Raw genomic sequence first — 15,055 nt, forward strand, 5'->3', positions numbered from 1 at the left:
ATGAAAATGACACAAACAACAAATTATATTGATAAAACAGCATCCTTATTAGAAAGAAGAAAACAATTAATTCCTAACGCTTTAGGTATTTTTAATCCTTCAACTGCGGTAAAAGCTAAAAAGGCAAAAATATGGGATGTAAACGGTAGAGAATTAATCGATTTTGCTGGCGGTATTGGCGTTCTTAATGCAGGACATTGCCCGGATTCTGTGGTAAAAGCCATTCAAGAGCAAGCAGCTCAATTTATTCACGGCTGTTTTAATGTTTCCATGTATGAATCCTACATGGATTTGGCAGAGAAATTAGTAGCAATTTTACCACATGGTGAGCAAACTAAAGTAATGCTTACCAATTCTGGAGCAGAATCTGTAGAAAATGCTGTCAAAATTGCTCGCATGGCTACAAAACGTTCTGGAATTATTTGCTTCACAGGAGCGTTTCATGGACGTACAATGATGGCGATGTCGCTAACGGCAAAGTCAAAAAATAAAACGGATTGTGGTCCTTATGCACAAGAAATCTATCGATTAGAATATCCCTACTATTTTAGATATGGTAAAGGGTTGACAGAAGATGAATATATAGACCTTCAAATTCAGAAATTACATGATTTTTTTTATCAATTTGTACAACCATCACAAATAGCAGCAGTTATTTTTGAGTTGGTACAAGGAGAAGGAGGCTTTACAGTTATGCCAAAAAGGTACTTACAAGCCTTAAAGGAACTCTGTCACGAACATGGAATACTCATCATTATTGACGAAGTGCAAAGTGGTTTTGGTCGCACAGGTAAATGGGGAGCTTATCAGCATTATGATATTGTACCAGATATTTCTACATGGGCAAAATCTATGGGTTCAGGGATGCCTATTGGATGTGTTATTGGACGAGCAGAAATCATGGATGCGGCGCAACCAGGAACCATAGGTGGTACTTATCCGGGAAATCCGGTTTGTGTTGCAGCAGCTCTGGCAACCATTTCATATATGGAAGAAGTTGATATTAATGAATTAGGGAATAAAGTAGGAACCATAGTGCGCAATAGGTTTGAGAAAATGAAAGAAAAATTTCCTGTAATTGGAAACATACGTGGTTTAGGTGCAATGCTTGCTATGGAATTTGTTGATGATAAAGAACCTTGGAAACCCAATGCAAATATTGTAAATAAAATTGTAAATAGATGCGAAGAAAAAGGTCTTATCCTAATAAGCGCAGGTAGTTACGGAAACTGTATACGTATATTAAGCCCGTTGGTAATTGACGAAAGTGACTTGATTAAAGGCTTAGATATCTTAGAACAAACCATTGATGAACTTTCAAAAAACTAAAAACATGTCATATCAATTGTATATAAATGGTGTTTGGAAAAATGCACACGATGGGGATACTCATGATGTTATAAATCCTGCTACTGAAGAAATTGTTTTCAATACCGCCTATGGTAAAGCAAAGGATGCAAATGAAGCTATTGAAGCTGCTACTAATGCCTTGTCTAAATGGAAGCAGACCAATGCATTTGAACGCGCAAAATATCTTAAAGCAATTGCACAATTAATGCGTGAATATGCTGCTGATTTTGCCTCTATTACAACTCAGGAAAGTGGGAAACCTTTTGTAGAAGCTAATGGAGAATGGTTGGTTTCGGCAGATATATTTGAATGGTTTGCAGAAGAAGCAAAACGTACTTATGGGATGGTATTACCAGCTTCTAAGAACGACAAACGCATGTCTGTAATCTGGCAACCTATGGGTGTTGTTGGTATGATCACGGCATGGAACTTCCCTGTATGGAATTTGGCAAGACCTTGGGCTGCCGCTTTGGCTGCAGGATGCACTATTGTAGCAAAACCTTCAGAATTTACACCAATATCTGCGGTATTACTTACCCGGCTTATTGAAAAAGCTGGTATTTCAAAAGGCGTAGTAAATCTAGTAAATGGCGACGCTTCATCTATTGGTGATACCATGTTGCAAGATAAACGCATCAAAAAAATACATTTTGTTGGTAGTACAAGAGTAGGAAAACTACTTATGGATAAGGCTTCTATAACCAACACAAAATTATCCTTAGAATTAGGAGGTAACGCACCACTCATTGTTTTTGATGATGTAGATGTAGAAAAAATAGCAATTGATGCAGCTAAAGCAAAATTTAGAAATTGCGGACAGGTTTGCGTTTCTCCTCAACGGTTTCTAATACAAAACACTATTTATGATAGGTTTATTACTGCTTTTACTAATCAAACAGCAAAGCTTCAAGTGGGTAATGGGCTTGAAAAAACAACCAATATAGGACCTTTAATAAATAAAAAGCAGCAAAACTATATTGCAGATTTGGTTGATAAAGATGTACAGAACGGAGTAGAAATTGTTATGGGAGGGGAAAAAACTTCTGGGAAAGGATATTTTTATCCACCGACTATCTTAAAGCATGTGACAGACAAACACGCAACGTTTACCCAAGAAATTTTTGGGCCTGTTGTACCAATGATATCTTTTAACACGGTTGAAGAGGTAATAGAGTTAGCAAATGCTACAGAGTATGGGCTTGCTGCATATCTATTTACAAATCATATTCAAAGAATAACACAAATAACAGAAGCACTTGAATTTGGAATGGTAGCCGTAAATGAATGGACACCACACGGTACAGAAGCCCCTTTTGGGGGGTGGAAACAAAGCGGTAGTGGTAGTGAATTGGGACCTGACGGAATTTATGAATACATGGAGAAAAAATTAATATCAATAGGAAGCCTATGAATGAAGTGATACATGATTTTGGAATTTGGTCTCTACTACCTCCACTAGTAGTGGTGGTTACAGCAATCATATCCAAACGCTCTATCGAACCTTTAATGATAGGCTCAGTTGTTGGCTATTTAATGATGGATTACAAAAACTTTTTTGGAAATACATTAAATTCTTTGGTAAGAACCATACAAGATGAAAGTTTAGTATGGGTTATTCTGGTATGTTGCTTATATGGGGCTATCATTCATCTTATGATTCAATCTGGTGGCGCTCATGCCTTTGGCAATTACATGCTTCGATATATTAAGAATAGAAAATCAGCTTTATTAATTACTTGGCTTATGGGAATCATCATTTTTGTAGATGATTTTTTAAATGCTCTTGTTGTAGGTTCTACTATGAGAAAGGTAACAGATAGTTTTAATGTGCCTCGTGAAAAATTGGCTTATATCGTTAATTCTACATCTGCTCCTGTATGTGTTTTAATACCAATTTCTACTTGGTCTATCTATATAGGAAAGCTCATTGAAGACGAACAGGTAGTAGAAAAAGGACAAGGATTTTGGGGATTTGTACAGACAATTCCGTACAATTTTTATTCGTGGTTTGCAGTATTTATTGTATTAGCTGTAATCATGGGCTGGATTCCCGATTTAGGAAAAATGAAATTGGCAGAGAAAAGAGCTAAAGAAACCGGAGTTTTAGCTCCTCTGGGTTCAGGGTCATTATCTCAATCTGCGACTATTGATGCGGATATTAAAAAAGCGAAACCAACCTATTTTTTTATTCCTCTTTTTGTACTCATAGCAGCAACCATTGCAACTAACATAGATGCCTTAAAAGGAGTTACCATTGCTGTTATTTTTACAGTTGTATATTATTTATATAAAAAAGTACTTCCTTATGATAAACTTTTTGATGGGGTGGTAGAAGGTATGAAAAGTATGATTTTTCCTTTAGTTATACTAGTGATGTCTTATGTGCTTAAAAATGTTGGAGATGAAATGGGGATGACACAATACGTTATTGAAAGTTTAAGCAATTCCGTCTCAAAAGAATATTTAGCAACTATCGTATTTGTTTCTTTAGGATTAATAGCTTTTGCAACAGGTTCTTCTTGGGGCATATATGCAATTGCAATACCCTTAGTGGTTCCTTTGGCACAAGTAATGGGGGCTAATATTTATTTGGTACTTGGAGCTGTAGTAAGTTCTGGAATTTTAGGAGCACATGCTTGTTTTTATTCAGATGCGACTATTTTAACAGCAACTGGAACTGAGTGTGATAACATTCAGCATGCACTTACTCAATTACCATATGCCATTATAGCTAGTATATTGGCCATTATTTGTTTTTTAATTTTTGGTTTCATTCTATAAAATAGATTATATGTACCGTAAAATACTTACATCTGGGTATGTTATACAAAATACTCAAGAGCAGCATGCAAAAGGCTTAGAAATGCTTCAGAAAAAAGTGTTCCCAAATTTATCTAAAGAAGAACTCTTTAAGGAAGATATGTACCACAACCATATAAAAAAATTCCCTGAGGGTCAATTTGTTATTTTAGAAGGAGACAAAGTGATTGGAATGACTTCTACAATGCTATATCATTATAGTGATGAAGATCATACATTTTTAGATTTTTTTGGAACTGGAAATTTAGAAAATCACGACCCAAATGGGGATTATTTATATGGATTAGATGTTGGTATAGATTCAGATTATAGAGGCAATGGATTAGCAAGAGCCATTTATAGAGTACGTCAAGAATTAGTGCGAAATCTTAATTTAAAAGGACAAATTACGGTTGGAATGCTAAACGGATATCATTTATATAAAGATAGTTTAACTATAGATGATTACTATGAAAAAGTAAAAAAAGAAGAGATTTTAGACCCGACAGTTTCTGTTCAACGAAAATTTGGTTTTGAAATGATTAAACTAATCAAAAACTATCTAAAAGACCCTACTTGCGGCAACGCAGGAGTACTAATGGTAATAGACTCAAAAAAGAAAATATAAAATAATAATATAAACAAATGAAAAGTATACATTTAAGCGGAGAGGTTCCAGGACCAAAAGCAAAAAAATATTTAGAAAGAAGAGAAGCCTCAATGCCTTCAGGATTATATAAATCAACTGAAATAGTAGTTGACAGAGCTAAAGATGCATTGGTTTGGGATGTTGATGGTAATTGCTATCTAGACTTTGCAGGCGGGATAGGGATGATTAATGTGGGACATACGACAGATAATGTGGTAAATGCCATAAAAAAACAAGCCGAAAAGTATATACATACCTGTGCGTTGGTAACTACCATTACCCCTGCTGTTGAGTTATGCGAAATGCTAAATGAACTCACTCCTGGCAAGCATCAAAAGAAAACACTTTTAACCAGTTCCGGAGCAGAATCCGTAGAATATGCAGTTAATATAGCTAAATATTATACAAAAAGACCCGCTGTAATAGTTTTTGAAGGCGCTTATCATGGTCGTACGCTCTTAACAATGACCCTTACAAGTAAATACAGTCTGTTTAAAAAAGGGTATGGTTCGTTTGTTTCTGATGTTTACAGACTTCCAATACCCAACATGTATAGAACACCAGATGGCATGACAGACGAACAATATTTGGATTTTTGCATTAAACAACTAGACAATGCGTTCATTGCTCAAGTTGACCCTTCAGCTGTAGCGGCTATTTTAATAGAACCTATACAAGGTGAAGGTGGTTTTGTCCCAATTCCAGCACCTTTTTTAGAAAAAATAAGATCTCTTTGTAATCAACATGGCATCGTTATGATTGCTGATGAAATTCAATCAGGTTTTGGTAGAACCGGAAAATTATTTGCATTAGATCATACTTCTGTAGTACCAGATATTATCACTATGGCAAAATCATTGGGCGCAGGCATGCCAATAGGAGCTGTTACAGGAAAAGCTGAAATTATGGACACCCCGCATTTAGGAGCCATGGGTGGAACTTATAGTGGTAGCCCTGTAGCATGTGCCGCAGCAATTGAAGCTGTAAAAACGATAAGCAGCGAACCTTTTATGAAACGCTCTGAAGAGATTGGAGAAATTATTCGGAAAAGACTAGAGTATTGGAAACTACAATTTGATATTGTTGGAGATGTAAGAGGTGTTGGCGCTATGCGTTTAATAGAGTTTGTAAAAAATAGAAAGACGAAAGAACCAGATCCGGATACTACTATAAAAATTATTAAAGATGCTACAGTTAATGGAATTATTCTAATTAGAGCTGGTTTATATTCAAACTGTATTCGTTTGTTACCTCCTTTAACTATTACCAACGAACAATTAGATGAAGGGTTAACGGTTTTAGAAGAGGCTATAAAAAGCAATAGCTAGATTAATTTTTTAAGAAAAGACTAAAGATCAAATTTTTTTAAATTCTTTTTGAGTGATGGCAGATATTTTATTTTATAACGGAATTTTTTTAACACCAGATAAATTATGCAATGAAAAAATTGGTAAATGCCTTTATAATGGCACTGCAATTAGATATGAAAAATCTTTAAAAAAGGTAAATGCTATTGCTGTTTCTAAAGGAAATATTATAGATATAGGAACTTATGATGAACTTAAAAAGTATATAGATAAAACTACTGAATGCATTAATTTAGAAGATCAAACAGTAATTCCTGGGTTTTTTGATGCACACATCCATATCTGGAAAGTTGGCGATTTATTAAATAAAAATTTAGATGTTAGAGGAGTTAAAAGCAAGAAAGAACTCCTGTTAAAACTAAAAATGTTTGCAGCAAAAAACCCTTCTTTACCTTGGATAAAGGCTAGAGGATTTAATGAAGCTCTTTTTGAAGACAAACAACTACCAAAAGCCAGTGATTTAGATAGCATAATTTCAGATAGACCTGTGTTTTTACAACGTACCTGTGCCCATATTGCTGTAGTAAATACAACAGCAATAGATACTTGTGCAATTACCAATACGACCAATAATGTTTATGGAGGTATTATAGATAAAGATACTAATGGAAATCCAACAGGAATATTATATGAAACAGCTATGGGGCTTGTAACGAAACACTTCCCAAAAATTAGTTCGCAAGATTATGAAGAAATGATTTTGGATGCCTGTAACGAATTATTAAAACAAGGCATTACCTGTGCTACAGACCCTGCAGTACACCCAGAACTATTAGAAGTCTATCTCGATTTAGATAGAAAAAAGAAGCTTCCCATAAGGGTTTGTGCTATTCCTATATTGTTGCCAGATGGAGGAGACAAACCTTATCCAATGCCTCAAAAATATATATCAGAGTTTTTAAGGGTAGATACTGTAAAGTTTTTTTCAGATGGAGGCTTGAGTGGAAAAACGGCGGCACTGCATAAAACATATAAAAACGATTTAACATCGGGTATTCTGCGTTTAGATTTTGAAACCTTTTATAAATTAGCAAAAGAAGCTCAGGATGCTGGTTTTCAAATCGCAACCCATGCTATTGGAGACAGAGCCATAGATTTAGTATTGGATGTATATGAAAAAATATACGACCCAAAATTTAGAATAGGGCACCGTATTGAACACTTTGGTATTGTGACTAAAGAGCATTTAGAAAGAGTTAAAAAAATAGGGATACATATTGTATCTCAACCTGTTTTCCTGAAAGAATTGGGAGAGAATTTTATAAATTATCTAGATGATGAGCAAATAGAAAATTGTTATCCATATCAATCTATTCTTGATGCTGGTATCAATTTGTCCTTTTCTACAGATGCCCCGGTGGTTAAAAACACAAGTCCTTTAAGTTGTATCATAGATGCTGTAGAAAGAAAGAACAATGCAGGAATAATACTTTCGCCAAAAGAAAGAATAACAGTAGCCAAAGCCATATATTGTTATACTCAAGGCAGTGCAAAAGCAAGTGATATGGAAACCTTTTACGGAAGTATTGCCATTGGACAAAAAGCCGATCTTGTTGTATTGTCTAATAATCCTCTGGAAATAAAAGCTTCAGAAGTATTAAATACAAAGGTGAAACAAGTTTGGGTTGATGCTAAAAAGGTTCATGTTGAATCTAATTTTTCGCTAGCAAATGACTAACATCAGTAACATATTATCACATCTTAAAGTTGTTGAACTGGCAAGTGTGCTTGCCGGTCCGGACGTAGGTATGTTTTTTGCTGAATTAGGAGCAAAAGTCATTAAAATTGAAAATAAAAAAACGAATGGCGATGTTACTAGAAGTTGGAAATTACCAAGTGAAGATTCGAACACTTATGTTTCAGCTTATTTTTCTTCTATAAATTATAATAAAGAATATCACTTTGTCGATTTTACAAAATCTGAAGAATTAAAAGAAGTACTGCATCATATTGCAACGGCTGACATCGTTATAGCCAACTTCAAAAAAGGAGATGACATTAAGTTTGGTTTAGACTATAAGACGTTAAAAAAGACGAATACAACCCTTATTTATGGAAGTATAACTGGGTATGGAAATGATAGCTATAGAACAGCTTATGATGTTGTTTTGCAAGCAGAAACAGGGTTCATGTCTATGAATGGGACTTTAGACAGTGGGCCCATAAAAATGCCTGTAGCCTTGATAGACGTTTTGGCAGCGCATCAATTAAAAGAAGGACTGTTAATCGCATTACTTGAAAAAGAGAAACATAGCAAAGGCGCATTTGTTGAAGTTTCGCTTTATGATAGTGCTGTATCATCCTTAAAAAATCAAGCATCAAATTGGTTAATGAATGGACATATAGCGCAACCTATAGGGTCTTTACATCCAAATATTGCGCCTTACGGTGAAGTCTTTTTAACCAAAGATGAAAAATATATTGTACTTGCCATTGGGAATGACAAACATTTCAGCCTTTTATTAAAATTACTAGATGCCGAAATCTTATTAAAAGAAACCAAGTATCAAAATAATAGTTACAGAGTAGCCAACAGAAAAAACCTTTTCAAAGATTTAAAACCAATGTTTTTATTAAAGACAAGAGCGGAGTTTATGAGTCAGTTTATTGAAAACGGTATCCCTGCTGGAGCAATATATACTATAGATGAGGTTTTTGAAAATCCTGCGGCTAAAGCTTTGATATTAGAAGAACAAATAGATTTTATTGAAACTAAAAGGGTGAAAACAGCAGTTTTTAAAATAACAAGGTCATAGTGCCTCAGATATAATTAAGGTATAAAACTAATTATTATGTTGCAATTTAAACATATTCCAAAAGAATCTATTCCAGAAGCAATTGCTAAAGCAAAGCATTATCGCTTATTAAATGAGCCTTGGCAAGCAGAAAGTATTTGTAGAGATATTTTAAGAATAGAACCAAATCATCAAGAAACACTAGTCATTCTTCTTCTATCAATTACAGATCAGTTTGATGCTCATGTTTGCATGACATCAATTATTGAAGCCAAAAAATTGTGTAAATCAATGCAAAGTAAATATGAAAAGTGGTTTTATAAAGCTTTAGTCGAAGAATGTTCAGGAAAAGCTTCTTTAAAAAGGGATACCCCCAGGTCTGAATATATTGCTTACGAATACTATTCAAAGGCTATTGAATTTTATGAAAAATCTGAAAAAAATCAGCCAAAAGGTAATCTTGATTGTATATTAAGGAGGAATGCCTGTATAAGAGCAATTAATAAGTTTAAAAATAAAATATAGCTCATTTAACTTTCATGAAAATAATTTATTTTGTTTTTAGTTTTGCTTATTTGATTTAACAAAATGAAGAGGGTGCCTGAAAAGCTAAAATCTCTTTCTTTTTATTGTGAATTTTTTTAAAAAAAAGCTCTAAAAAAAGGTTTAATAGAAAGAAGCACAGAGTTTTTTAGAAATTAGTATTAATATTTCAACTAAATTTTGTCAAAAATTATTTTTTAGACACCCCTCTTTCATTTTAAAAAGGAAGTTAGCTCTTATTATAGTAAGGATAAATCATTATTATCAAACTTCTGTTTATTGTTAAAACTCTTCTTATCTTGAAATTTATTTCACCAAAAACTTAACTAATTCTATATTAAATTTGAAACTAAAATAACAATGTAAAAGGCCATTACAATAGCTTTGTAAGCGCTATAACACCTTCTTTCAGCTGCTCCTCTGACAGTGAAGCATATCCTATACGAAATCCATTAATGGGTGCAGAAAAGCTAAACTTATCTGGTGTAATAATCCCTATACCCTGCATTTCTAATTTATTTGCAATTTCAAAAATGTCAATTTCTACTTTAGGTATAAGCCAAAAAGCTAAACCTCCTTCGGGTTTTACAAAGGTTACTTTTTGGGCTAAATATTTAATTAAAAGTTTTTCAAAATAATCTCTTTTAGCTTTATAAATAACTATCGTTCTTTTTATATGCCGTTTTATATCCCCCTCTTTAATAAGTTGATAAACTGCTTGCTCCATAATTACATCACCTTGACCATCGATAATTTCACGTAATTCTGCCACTTTATTAATTAAACTTATATCTGTGGCAAGAAAACCAATTCGTAGTGCGGGTGCAACTATTTTACTGAACGTTCCAAGATATACATAGTTTTTTATATGTTGCAGGCTTCCAACAGGCAGTAAGGGTCTAATACCAAAATGAAATTCGTGGTCGTAATCATCCTCTATAATAGTAAAATTATATCTATTAGAAAGTTCAATTAATTTTAACCGTCTTGGCAAACTAAGAGAAACCGTTGTAGGAAATTGATGATGCGGTGTTACATAAATTGCCTTTATTTTATGTGATTTTAGTAATTGCTCTAATACGTCCACTTTAATTCCTCCTTCATCTACAGGAACTGGTAAAATCTTAGCTCCCGCTGTTCTGATACTTTCCCAAATTGGTTTGTACCCCGGGTTTTCAACTGCAACTAAATCCCCTTTCTGTAATATACAATGCGAGATTAGATAAGCCGCCATTTGACTACCTCTTGCAATGAAAACCTGTTCAGATGAAAAATGCAGACCTCGATTGAGGTTTAACATTTGAGCGATTGATTTACGTAAATCATTATTCCCTCTTGGATCAGAAATTCCTAAAGTTTGCCATCGAGCCTTTCGTCCAAGTATTTGTCTGTAAACCTTTGCTAACTCATTTACAGGAGCAATTTTAGTGTCAGGTAAACCATCATCAAAAGACATTAACATTTTGGATGGCCCTGGCTCTACGGCTATTTTTCTTGATTCTTTAGAATCTGTTGAGTATTGTTTTAGAAGTTGATTTGAAACAAAATAACCTTTACGCTCCTTCGCTACTAACCATTCTTCAGCAACCAAAAGATCTAAAGCTTTAACAACTGTGTTTCGATTCACTTTTAACTGGTTGGATAATACTCTGCTACTTGGTAACGAAAGCCCTTGATTTAATTGTTTTGTTTTGATAGCTTCAATAATTGTTTCTACAATTTGCAAATAAACGGGTTTACTATCACTCGTATTAATTTCAATATTCAATTTCCAAGGGCAAATCATCTGGACTATTGTTTTTTTTAAATTCTGTACCATAAAGGTAGTCCAAAAATTTAACACTTTTGCAGAGCAATATTGCAAAAGATATAAAAATTTAATTTTATGGAACTTAAAGAAAAACAATTTAGTTCAAAAGATTTTCACGAAACTTATGCTCGTCCAAAGTATGTGAAACCTTCTAAACTTATTCACAAAAACGTAGAACAAGCAGGTGTACACGATCAATTTTCAACAGAAAGAAAACACCCTGTTTTCTTTGTAGACCTTCCTTCTAAAAATGTAAGTATGACTATTGGTGGTCTGTTGCCCGATCAAATTACCAATAGGCACAGGCACACATACGAAACCGTACTTTATGTACTTGAGGGAGAAGGATGGACAGAGATTGAAGATGAAAAAATAGAATGGAAAGCAGGTGATGCTGTTTATATTCCATCTTGGGCATGGCATAGACATGGCAATATTAGTAATAAGAATAGTGCTAAATACCTTGCTTGTGAAAACGCCCCACAACTTCAAAACTTAGGGGTTGCTCTTAGAGAAGAAGAAGGCAGAGACTTATAAAACTGAAAATTTTAAACTATTTAAAAATATGCAGATGACAGATGTACCCTTAAAAGGCATTATTGCTTATCCAATCACTCCTTTTGATAAAAACGAAAAGGTGGATATAAAACTATTTAAAAAGCTAGTAGAAAGATTAGTAAAAAATGGCTCACACGGAATTGCTCCACTTGGCAGTACGGGTGTTTTGCCATACCTTACCGATGAGGAAAAAGAATCTATAACAGAAGCAACTATACAGCAAGTTGATGGTAGGCTTCCTGTATTGGTTGGGGTATCTAACTTAACTACTGAACGCACTATCTATCATGCAAAATTTGCAGAAAAAGCAGGAGCAAAAGCTGTTATGATTATTCCTATGAGCTATTGGAAACTCACAGATGATGAAATTGTACAGCACTATGATAAAGTTGCGAATACTATTTCAATTCCAATAATGGCTTATAATAATCCTGCAACCGGAGGAGTTGATATGTCACCAAAACTACTTAAAAGGTTACTTGAAATACCAAACGTAACAATGATTAAGGAAAGTTCTGGCGATGTACAACGAATGCATTTTTTAAGAAAAGAACTGGGTGAAGAAGTAGCTTTTTTTAATGGATCTAACCCGCTTGCTTTAGCAGCTTTTGCAGCAGGAGCAACAGGTTGGTGTACCGCAGCTCCAAATCTTATTCCTAAATTAAATATTGAACTATACAATGCAATTCAAGATAATAATTTAGGAGAAGCTCAAGAAAAGTTCTATAAGCAATTAGGCCTGTTACAGTTTATAGTGAACAAAGGGCTGCCCAGATCTATTAAAGCAGGATTAACCATTTTGAATGAAGATAGTGGTTATTTAAGAAGCCCTCTCCAACCTATGAACCATTTAGAAATAGAAGAATTAGCAAACATCCTTTCTAAAATTTAAACAATTTGGGATTGATCCCAAAAGTTGTAGGTAAATTAAAAATAGAATAGGATTTTTGTGAAAAGAATACACAGATTAGAATCCATATATTGATTTACTTAAGTTTGTATTACCTGAATTACTGGTTGCCCATTTTGATTTGGCGGCTAACACTACCAAAGATAAAATACTTCATTTATATTTTGAAGAGAAAATAGATATCCCAGAGGAGTTAAAAACGAAAAACTCTTCTTGTTTTGATTAACCAGAATATTTGCATAAACACAACGTTTGGTCTTGATCCCAAATATTTTAACAAATTTGTACACTTAATTGTATATTATTATCAAAAATAATATATAATAAGTTAATTTTCAATGAATTAAATGTTTAGATGGAGAAAGAGGAACTATCTGTAAATTCTATTTTATTAGAGTTTATAGGCTCTAATGAGCGTTTCAAAATTTAGTAATTCCGAATTGTCTATTTTAATAACAAATGAGAGTAAATTTGACGAAAAATAGAAGATGTTTTTATTTTTTTAATCAAGGTCGTAATCACTTCAAAATTCAAAGAAACTTTAAAATAGGTTGTCTGTTACAAGAAGGTTAATGGTTATAAAGAAGTTTGATTCAATACCACAAAATAATCTAGAACCTTCTACATAATTACTTGAGAATTAGAAAGTATAATCATTTTTAAGGCTCTTAATCTTAAAAACTAGTCTGTGTGTATTAGTTATTCAATATCTAAAACAATTTGTTCAGTTTCTATCTCTTTGTTAGCACTAACATGCAGTGTTGATAAATCGACCAATGAAAATGATTCAATTGATTTATCTCTATTAAAAAAGAATGATTGAACTATGATGGTTAATGATATTCTTTTTTATATTAATGATCATGGACTTGATTTATAACATTTTAACTTTGAAATAGCACTAGTAAATTATTTCTTATTCATCTGTTCTTCGTTAAAAAATATAACCGTAACTACAGCTATGCTTGATATCAGATCAAGTCTGGCACAAGCTTTTTGCCTTGAATACTTAAAAAATAAATTCAATTTCTATACGCACTATTTCAAAGTTAAAATGGTATTAAATGAAAAACCACTTGTTAAAGATACATTATATGCAGCGGTATATCCTATAGGTCAGATTTTACAGATGATTGAAAGTAGTCAACTCAATCACAACTTTTTTTTATTTGTAGTAAGGGTTTAAAAAGAAGAGGTGGAACGTATGTCATGCCTCTGAAAGTGTAGTATCTAGCTATGGTTTTGCTCAATCTGTAGTAAATGCTTAGTTGAAAAGTGAAGCACATAGAAAAATTATTGAAGAAGATTTTACTAATATAGGTTTGAGAATTATAAAGCCACCGAAACAAAAATATTATTATGCAGCTCTCTTTTGTAAATAAGAGCTTTTATTCTCATATTATACTCACTTATTCAGAATTTGAATCCGACTGTTACTGTGGTGGTAAGATGTATATTATAAATTCAAAATATAAAAGAGAACTCATTTTATAAACCATTTACAAATACTAAACATATACAAAGTGTAATTACAAAAATCAACTCACGATGACTTAATAATCAAATATTTAAAAATATAAATATAAAAGATATTTCGCCGTATTTTAAAGTATTATTGATTAGCTTAATGTTTTTAATACTTGAAGTTAAAGCTCAAGATTGTAACACATTTGATTCTGCTTATCAAACGATAGGTATCGAGACTAATGCCAATAATGGTGATGTTGAAGGGCATAAGTATAATAATAGAATTAAGCACAAAGGTTATCGAAATAAACCACTCACAAGTTGGCAGACCAAGTATAATGAAGCGATCACATCAGTAAAACACGTTGGGTAGAGGAGCGTGCTTTTGGTATTTTGAAACGATGGTTTGGCAGCGTGACAACCAAGAGACTAAAAGGAAAAAACAAAGTACATTCCCTACATGTATTGGAAGCCATTTCCCAATAAATTAAAAACGTTTCCTGGGATTAGTATGTCAAATCGCAAAAAAATGACTAAAAAGTCATCAAAACAAGGTTTTATATCTCTCAAAAAAACATGTTTTACCAATAATAGCTACCCAAAAAAATAAAATCAACAAAAAGATTAAAGATTGGCCGAAACTTGATTTTCAAAAACTATTATTCAAAGGTCTCATCTTGATAATTCTTTTAAAAGAATATCAGAGGGTCATGTCATAATAAAATCTTCTGAACGATAACCAAAGTGGTGCATGCTTTTATGTTTTAAGGTATGAAGATTATGATTTTAAGATGCATCAAAATCGGGTTATCTATATGGGAAGTAATGATTAGAAAAATTAATTAGGGCTTGCTGATAAACATGTTA

At 33.1% G+C, this 15,055-nt stretch carries 11 protein-coding genes; 10 read left to right on the forward strand and 1 reads right to left on the reverse strand.

The genetic code is table 11. From position 1 onward, the window contains the following. The 8 genes from ACZIYX_RS02895 to ACZIYX_RS02930 are packed head-to-tail and all read left to right on the forward strand — an operon-like array spanning position 1 to position 9,425. On the forward strand, positions 1 to 1,329 hold the full coding sequence (locus tag ACZIYX_RS02895) for an aspartate aminotransferase family protein (protein ID WP_462680693.1): 1,329 nt from the start codon (positions 1 to 3) through the stop codon (positions 1,327 to 1,329). Positions 1,330 to 1,333: 4 nt separating this feature from the next. Further along, positions 1,334 to 2,761 carry an NAD-dependent succinate-semialdehyde dehydrogenase gene (locus ACZIYX_RS02900; protein WP_462680694.1) on the forward strand — a complete coding sequence of 476 codons (1,428 nt, stop codon included), beginning with the start codon at positions 1,334 to 1,336 and terminating at the stop codon, positions 2,759 to 2,761. Further along, the gene (locus ACZIYX_RS02905) at positions 2,758 to 4,131 is read left to right on the forward strand and encodes a Na+/H+ antiporter NhaC family protein (RefSeq protein ID WP_462680695.1); all 1,374 of its coding nucleotides are present in this window, start codon (positions 2,758 to 2,760) and stop codon (positions 4,129 to 4,131) included. Before ACZIYX_RS02900 ends, ACZIYX_RS02905 begins: the two co-directional genes overlap by 4 nt. Before the next feature lie 10 nt (positions 4,132 to 4,141). Next, positions 4,142 to 4,777, forward strand: coding sequence for a GNAT family N-acetyltransferase (locus tag ACZIYX_RS02910; protein ID WP_462680696.1), 636 nt, complete (start codon positions 4,142 to 4,144; stop codon positions 4,775 to 4,777). Between the two features lie 17 nt (positions 4,778 to 4,794). Then, positions 4,795 to 6,126, forward strand: coding sequence for an aspartate aminotransferase family protein (locus ACZIYX_RS02915; protein WP_462680697.1), 1,332 nt, complete (start codon positions 4,795 to 4,797; stop codon positions 6,124 to 6,126). Positions 6,127 to 6,181: 55 nt separating this feature from the next. Further along, positions 6,182 to 7,843, forward strand: a complete 1,662-nt coding sequence (locus tag ACZIYX_RS02920) for an amidohydrolase (protein ID WP_462680698.1) — start codon at positions 6,182 to 6,184, stop codon at positions 7,841 to 7,843. Next, complete coding sequence (locus ACZIYX_RS02925; RefSeq protein WP_462680699.1) at positions 7,836 to 8,921, forward strand: CaiB/BaiF CoA transferase family protein; 1,086 nt, start codon at positions 7,836 to 7,838, stop codon at positions 8,919 to 8,921. The genes ACZIYX_RS02920 and ACZIYX_RS02925 overlap by 8 nt, the downstream gene beginning before the upstream one ends. Before the next feature lie 36 nt (positions 8,922 to 8,957). Further along, positions 8,958 to 9,425, forward strand: a complete 468-nt coding sequence (locus tag ACZIYX_RS02930) for a hypothetical protein (RefSeq protein WP_462680700.1) — start codon at positions 8,958 to 8,960, stop codon at positions 9,423 to 9,425. 391 nt (positions 9,426 to 9,816) lie between these two features. On the opposite strand, the gene pdxR is transcribed toward ACZIYX_RS02930, so the two are convergent. Continuing rightward, positions 9,817 to 11,169 carry a MocR-like pyridoxine biosynthesis transcription factor PdxR gene (pdxR, locus tag ACZIYX_RS02935; protein WP_462680701.1) on the reverse strand — a complete coding sequence of 451 codons (1,353 nt, stop codon included), beginning with the start codon at positions 11,167 to 11,169 and terminating at the stop codon, positions 9,817 to 9,819. Between the two features lie 159 nt (positions 11,170 to 11,328). Here pdxR and ACZIYX_RS02940 point away from each other — a divergent pair, with 159 nt between their 5' ends. Together ACZIYX_RS02940 and ACZIYX_RS02945 are read left to right on the forward strand one after the other, a co-directional pair. Then, the gene (locus tag ACZIYX_RS02940; RefSeq protein WP_462680702.1) at positions 11,329 to 11,790 is read left to right on the forward strand and encodes a cupin domain-containing protein; all 462 of its coding nucleotides are present in this window, start codon (positions 11,329 to 11,331) and stop codon (positions 11,788 to 11,790) included. Between the two features lie 34 nt (positions 11,791 to 11,824). Next, a complete protein-coding gene (locus ACZIYX_RS02945; protein WP_462680703.1) occupies positions 11,825 to 12,703 on the forward strand; it encodes a dihydrodipicolinate synthase family protein in 879 nt (292 codons plus the stop codon). Positions 12,704 to 15,055 lie beyond the last annotated feature (2,352 nt).

It is taken from the genome of Aquimarina sp. (genome assembly GCF_977115655.1).

Coding starts and splice junctions, on each gene's coding strand:
- ACZIYX_RS02895 (WP_462680693.1), top strand. CDS start 1: ATGAAAATGACACAAACAACAAATTATATTGATAAAACAGCATCCTTA.
- ACZIYX_RS02900 (WP_462680694.1), top strand. CDS start 1,334: ATGTCATATCAATTGTATATAAATGGTGTTTGGAAAAATGCACACGAT.
- ACZIYX_RS02905 (WP_462680695.1), top strand. CDS start 2,758: ATGAATGAAGTGATACATGATTTTGGAATTTGGTCTCTACTACCTCCA.
- ACZIYX_RS02910 (WP_462680696.1), top strand. CDS start 4,142: ATGTACCGTAAAATACTTACATCTGGGTATGTTATACAAAATACTCAA.
- ACZIYX_RS02915 (WP_462680697.1), top strand. CDS start 4,795: ATGAAAAGTATACATTTAAGCGGAGAGGTTCCAGGACCAAAAGCAAAA.
- ACZIYX_RS02920 (WP_462680698.1), top strand. CDS start 6,182: ATGGCAGATATTTTATTTTATAACGGAATTTTTTTAACACCAGATAAA.
- ACZIYX_RS02925 (WP_462680699.1), top strand. CDS start 7,836: ATGACTAACATCAGTAACATATTATCACATCTTAAAGTTGTTGAACTG.
- ACZIYX_RS02930 (WP_462680700.1), top strand. CDS start 8,958: ATGTTGCAATTTAAACATATTCCAAAAGAATCTATTCCAGAAGCAATT.
- ACZIYX_RS02940 (WP_462680702.1), top strand. CDS start 11,329: ATGGAACTTAAAGAAAAACAATTTAGTTCAAAAGATTTTCACGAAACT.
- ACZIYX_RS02945 (WP_462680703.1), top strand. CDS start 11,825: ATGACAGATGTACCCTTAAAAGGCATTATTGCTTATCCAATCACTCCT.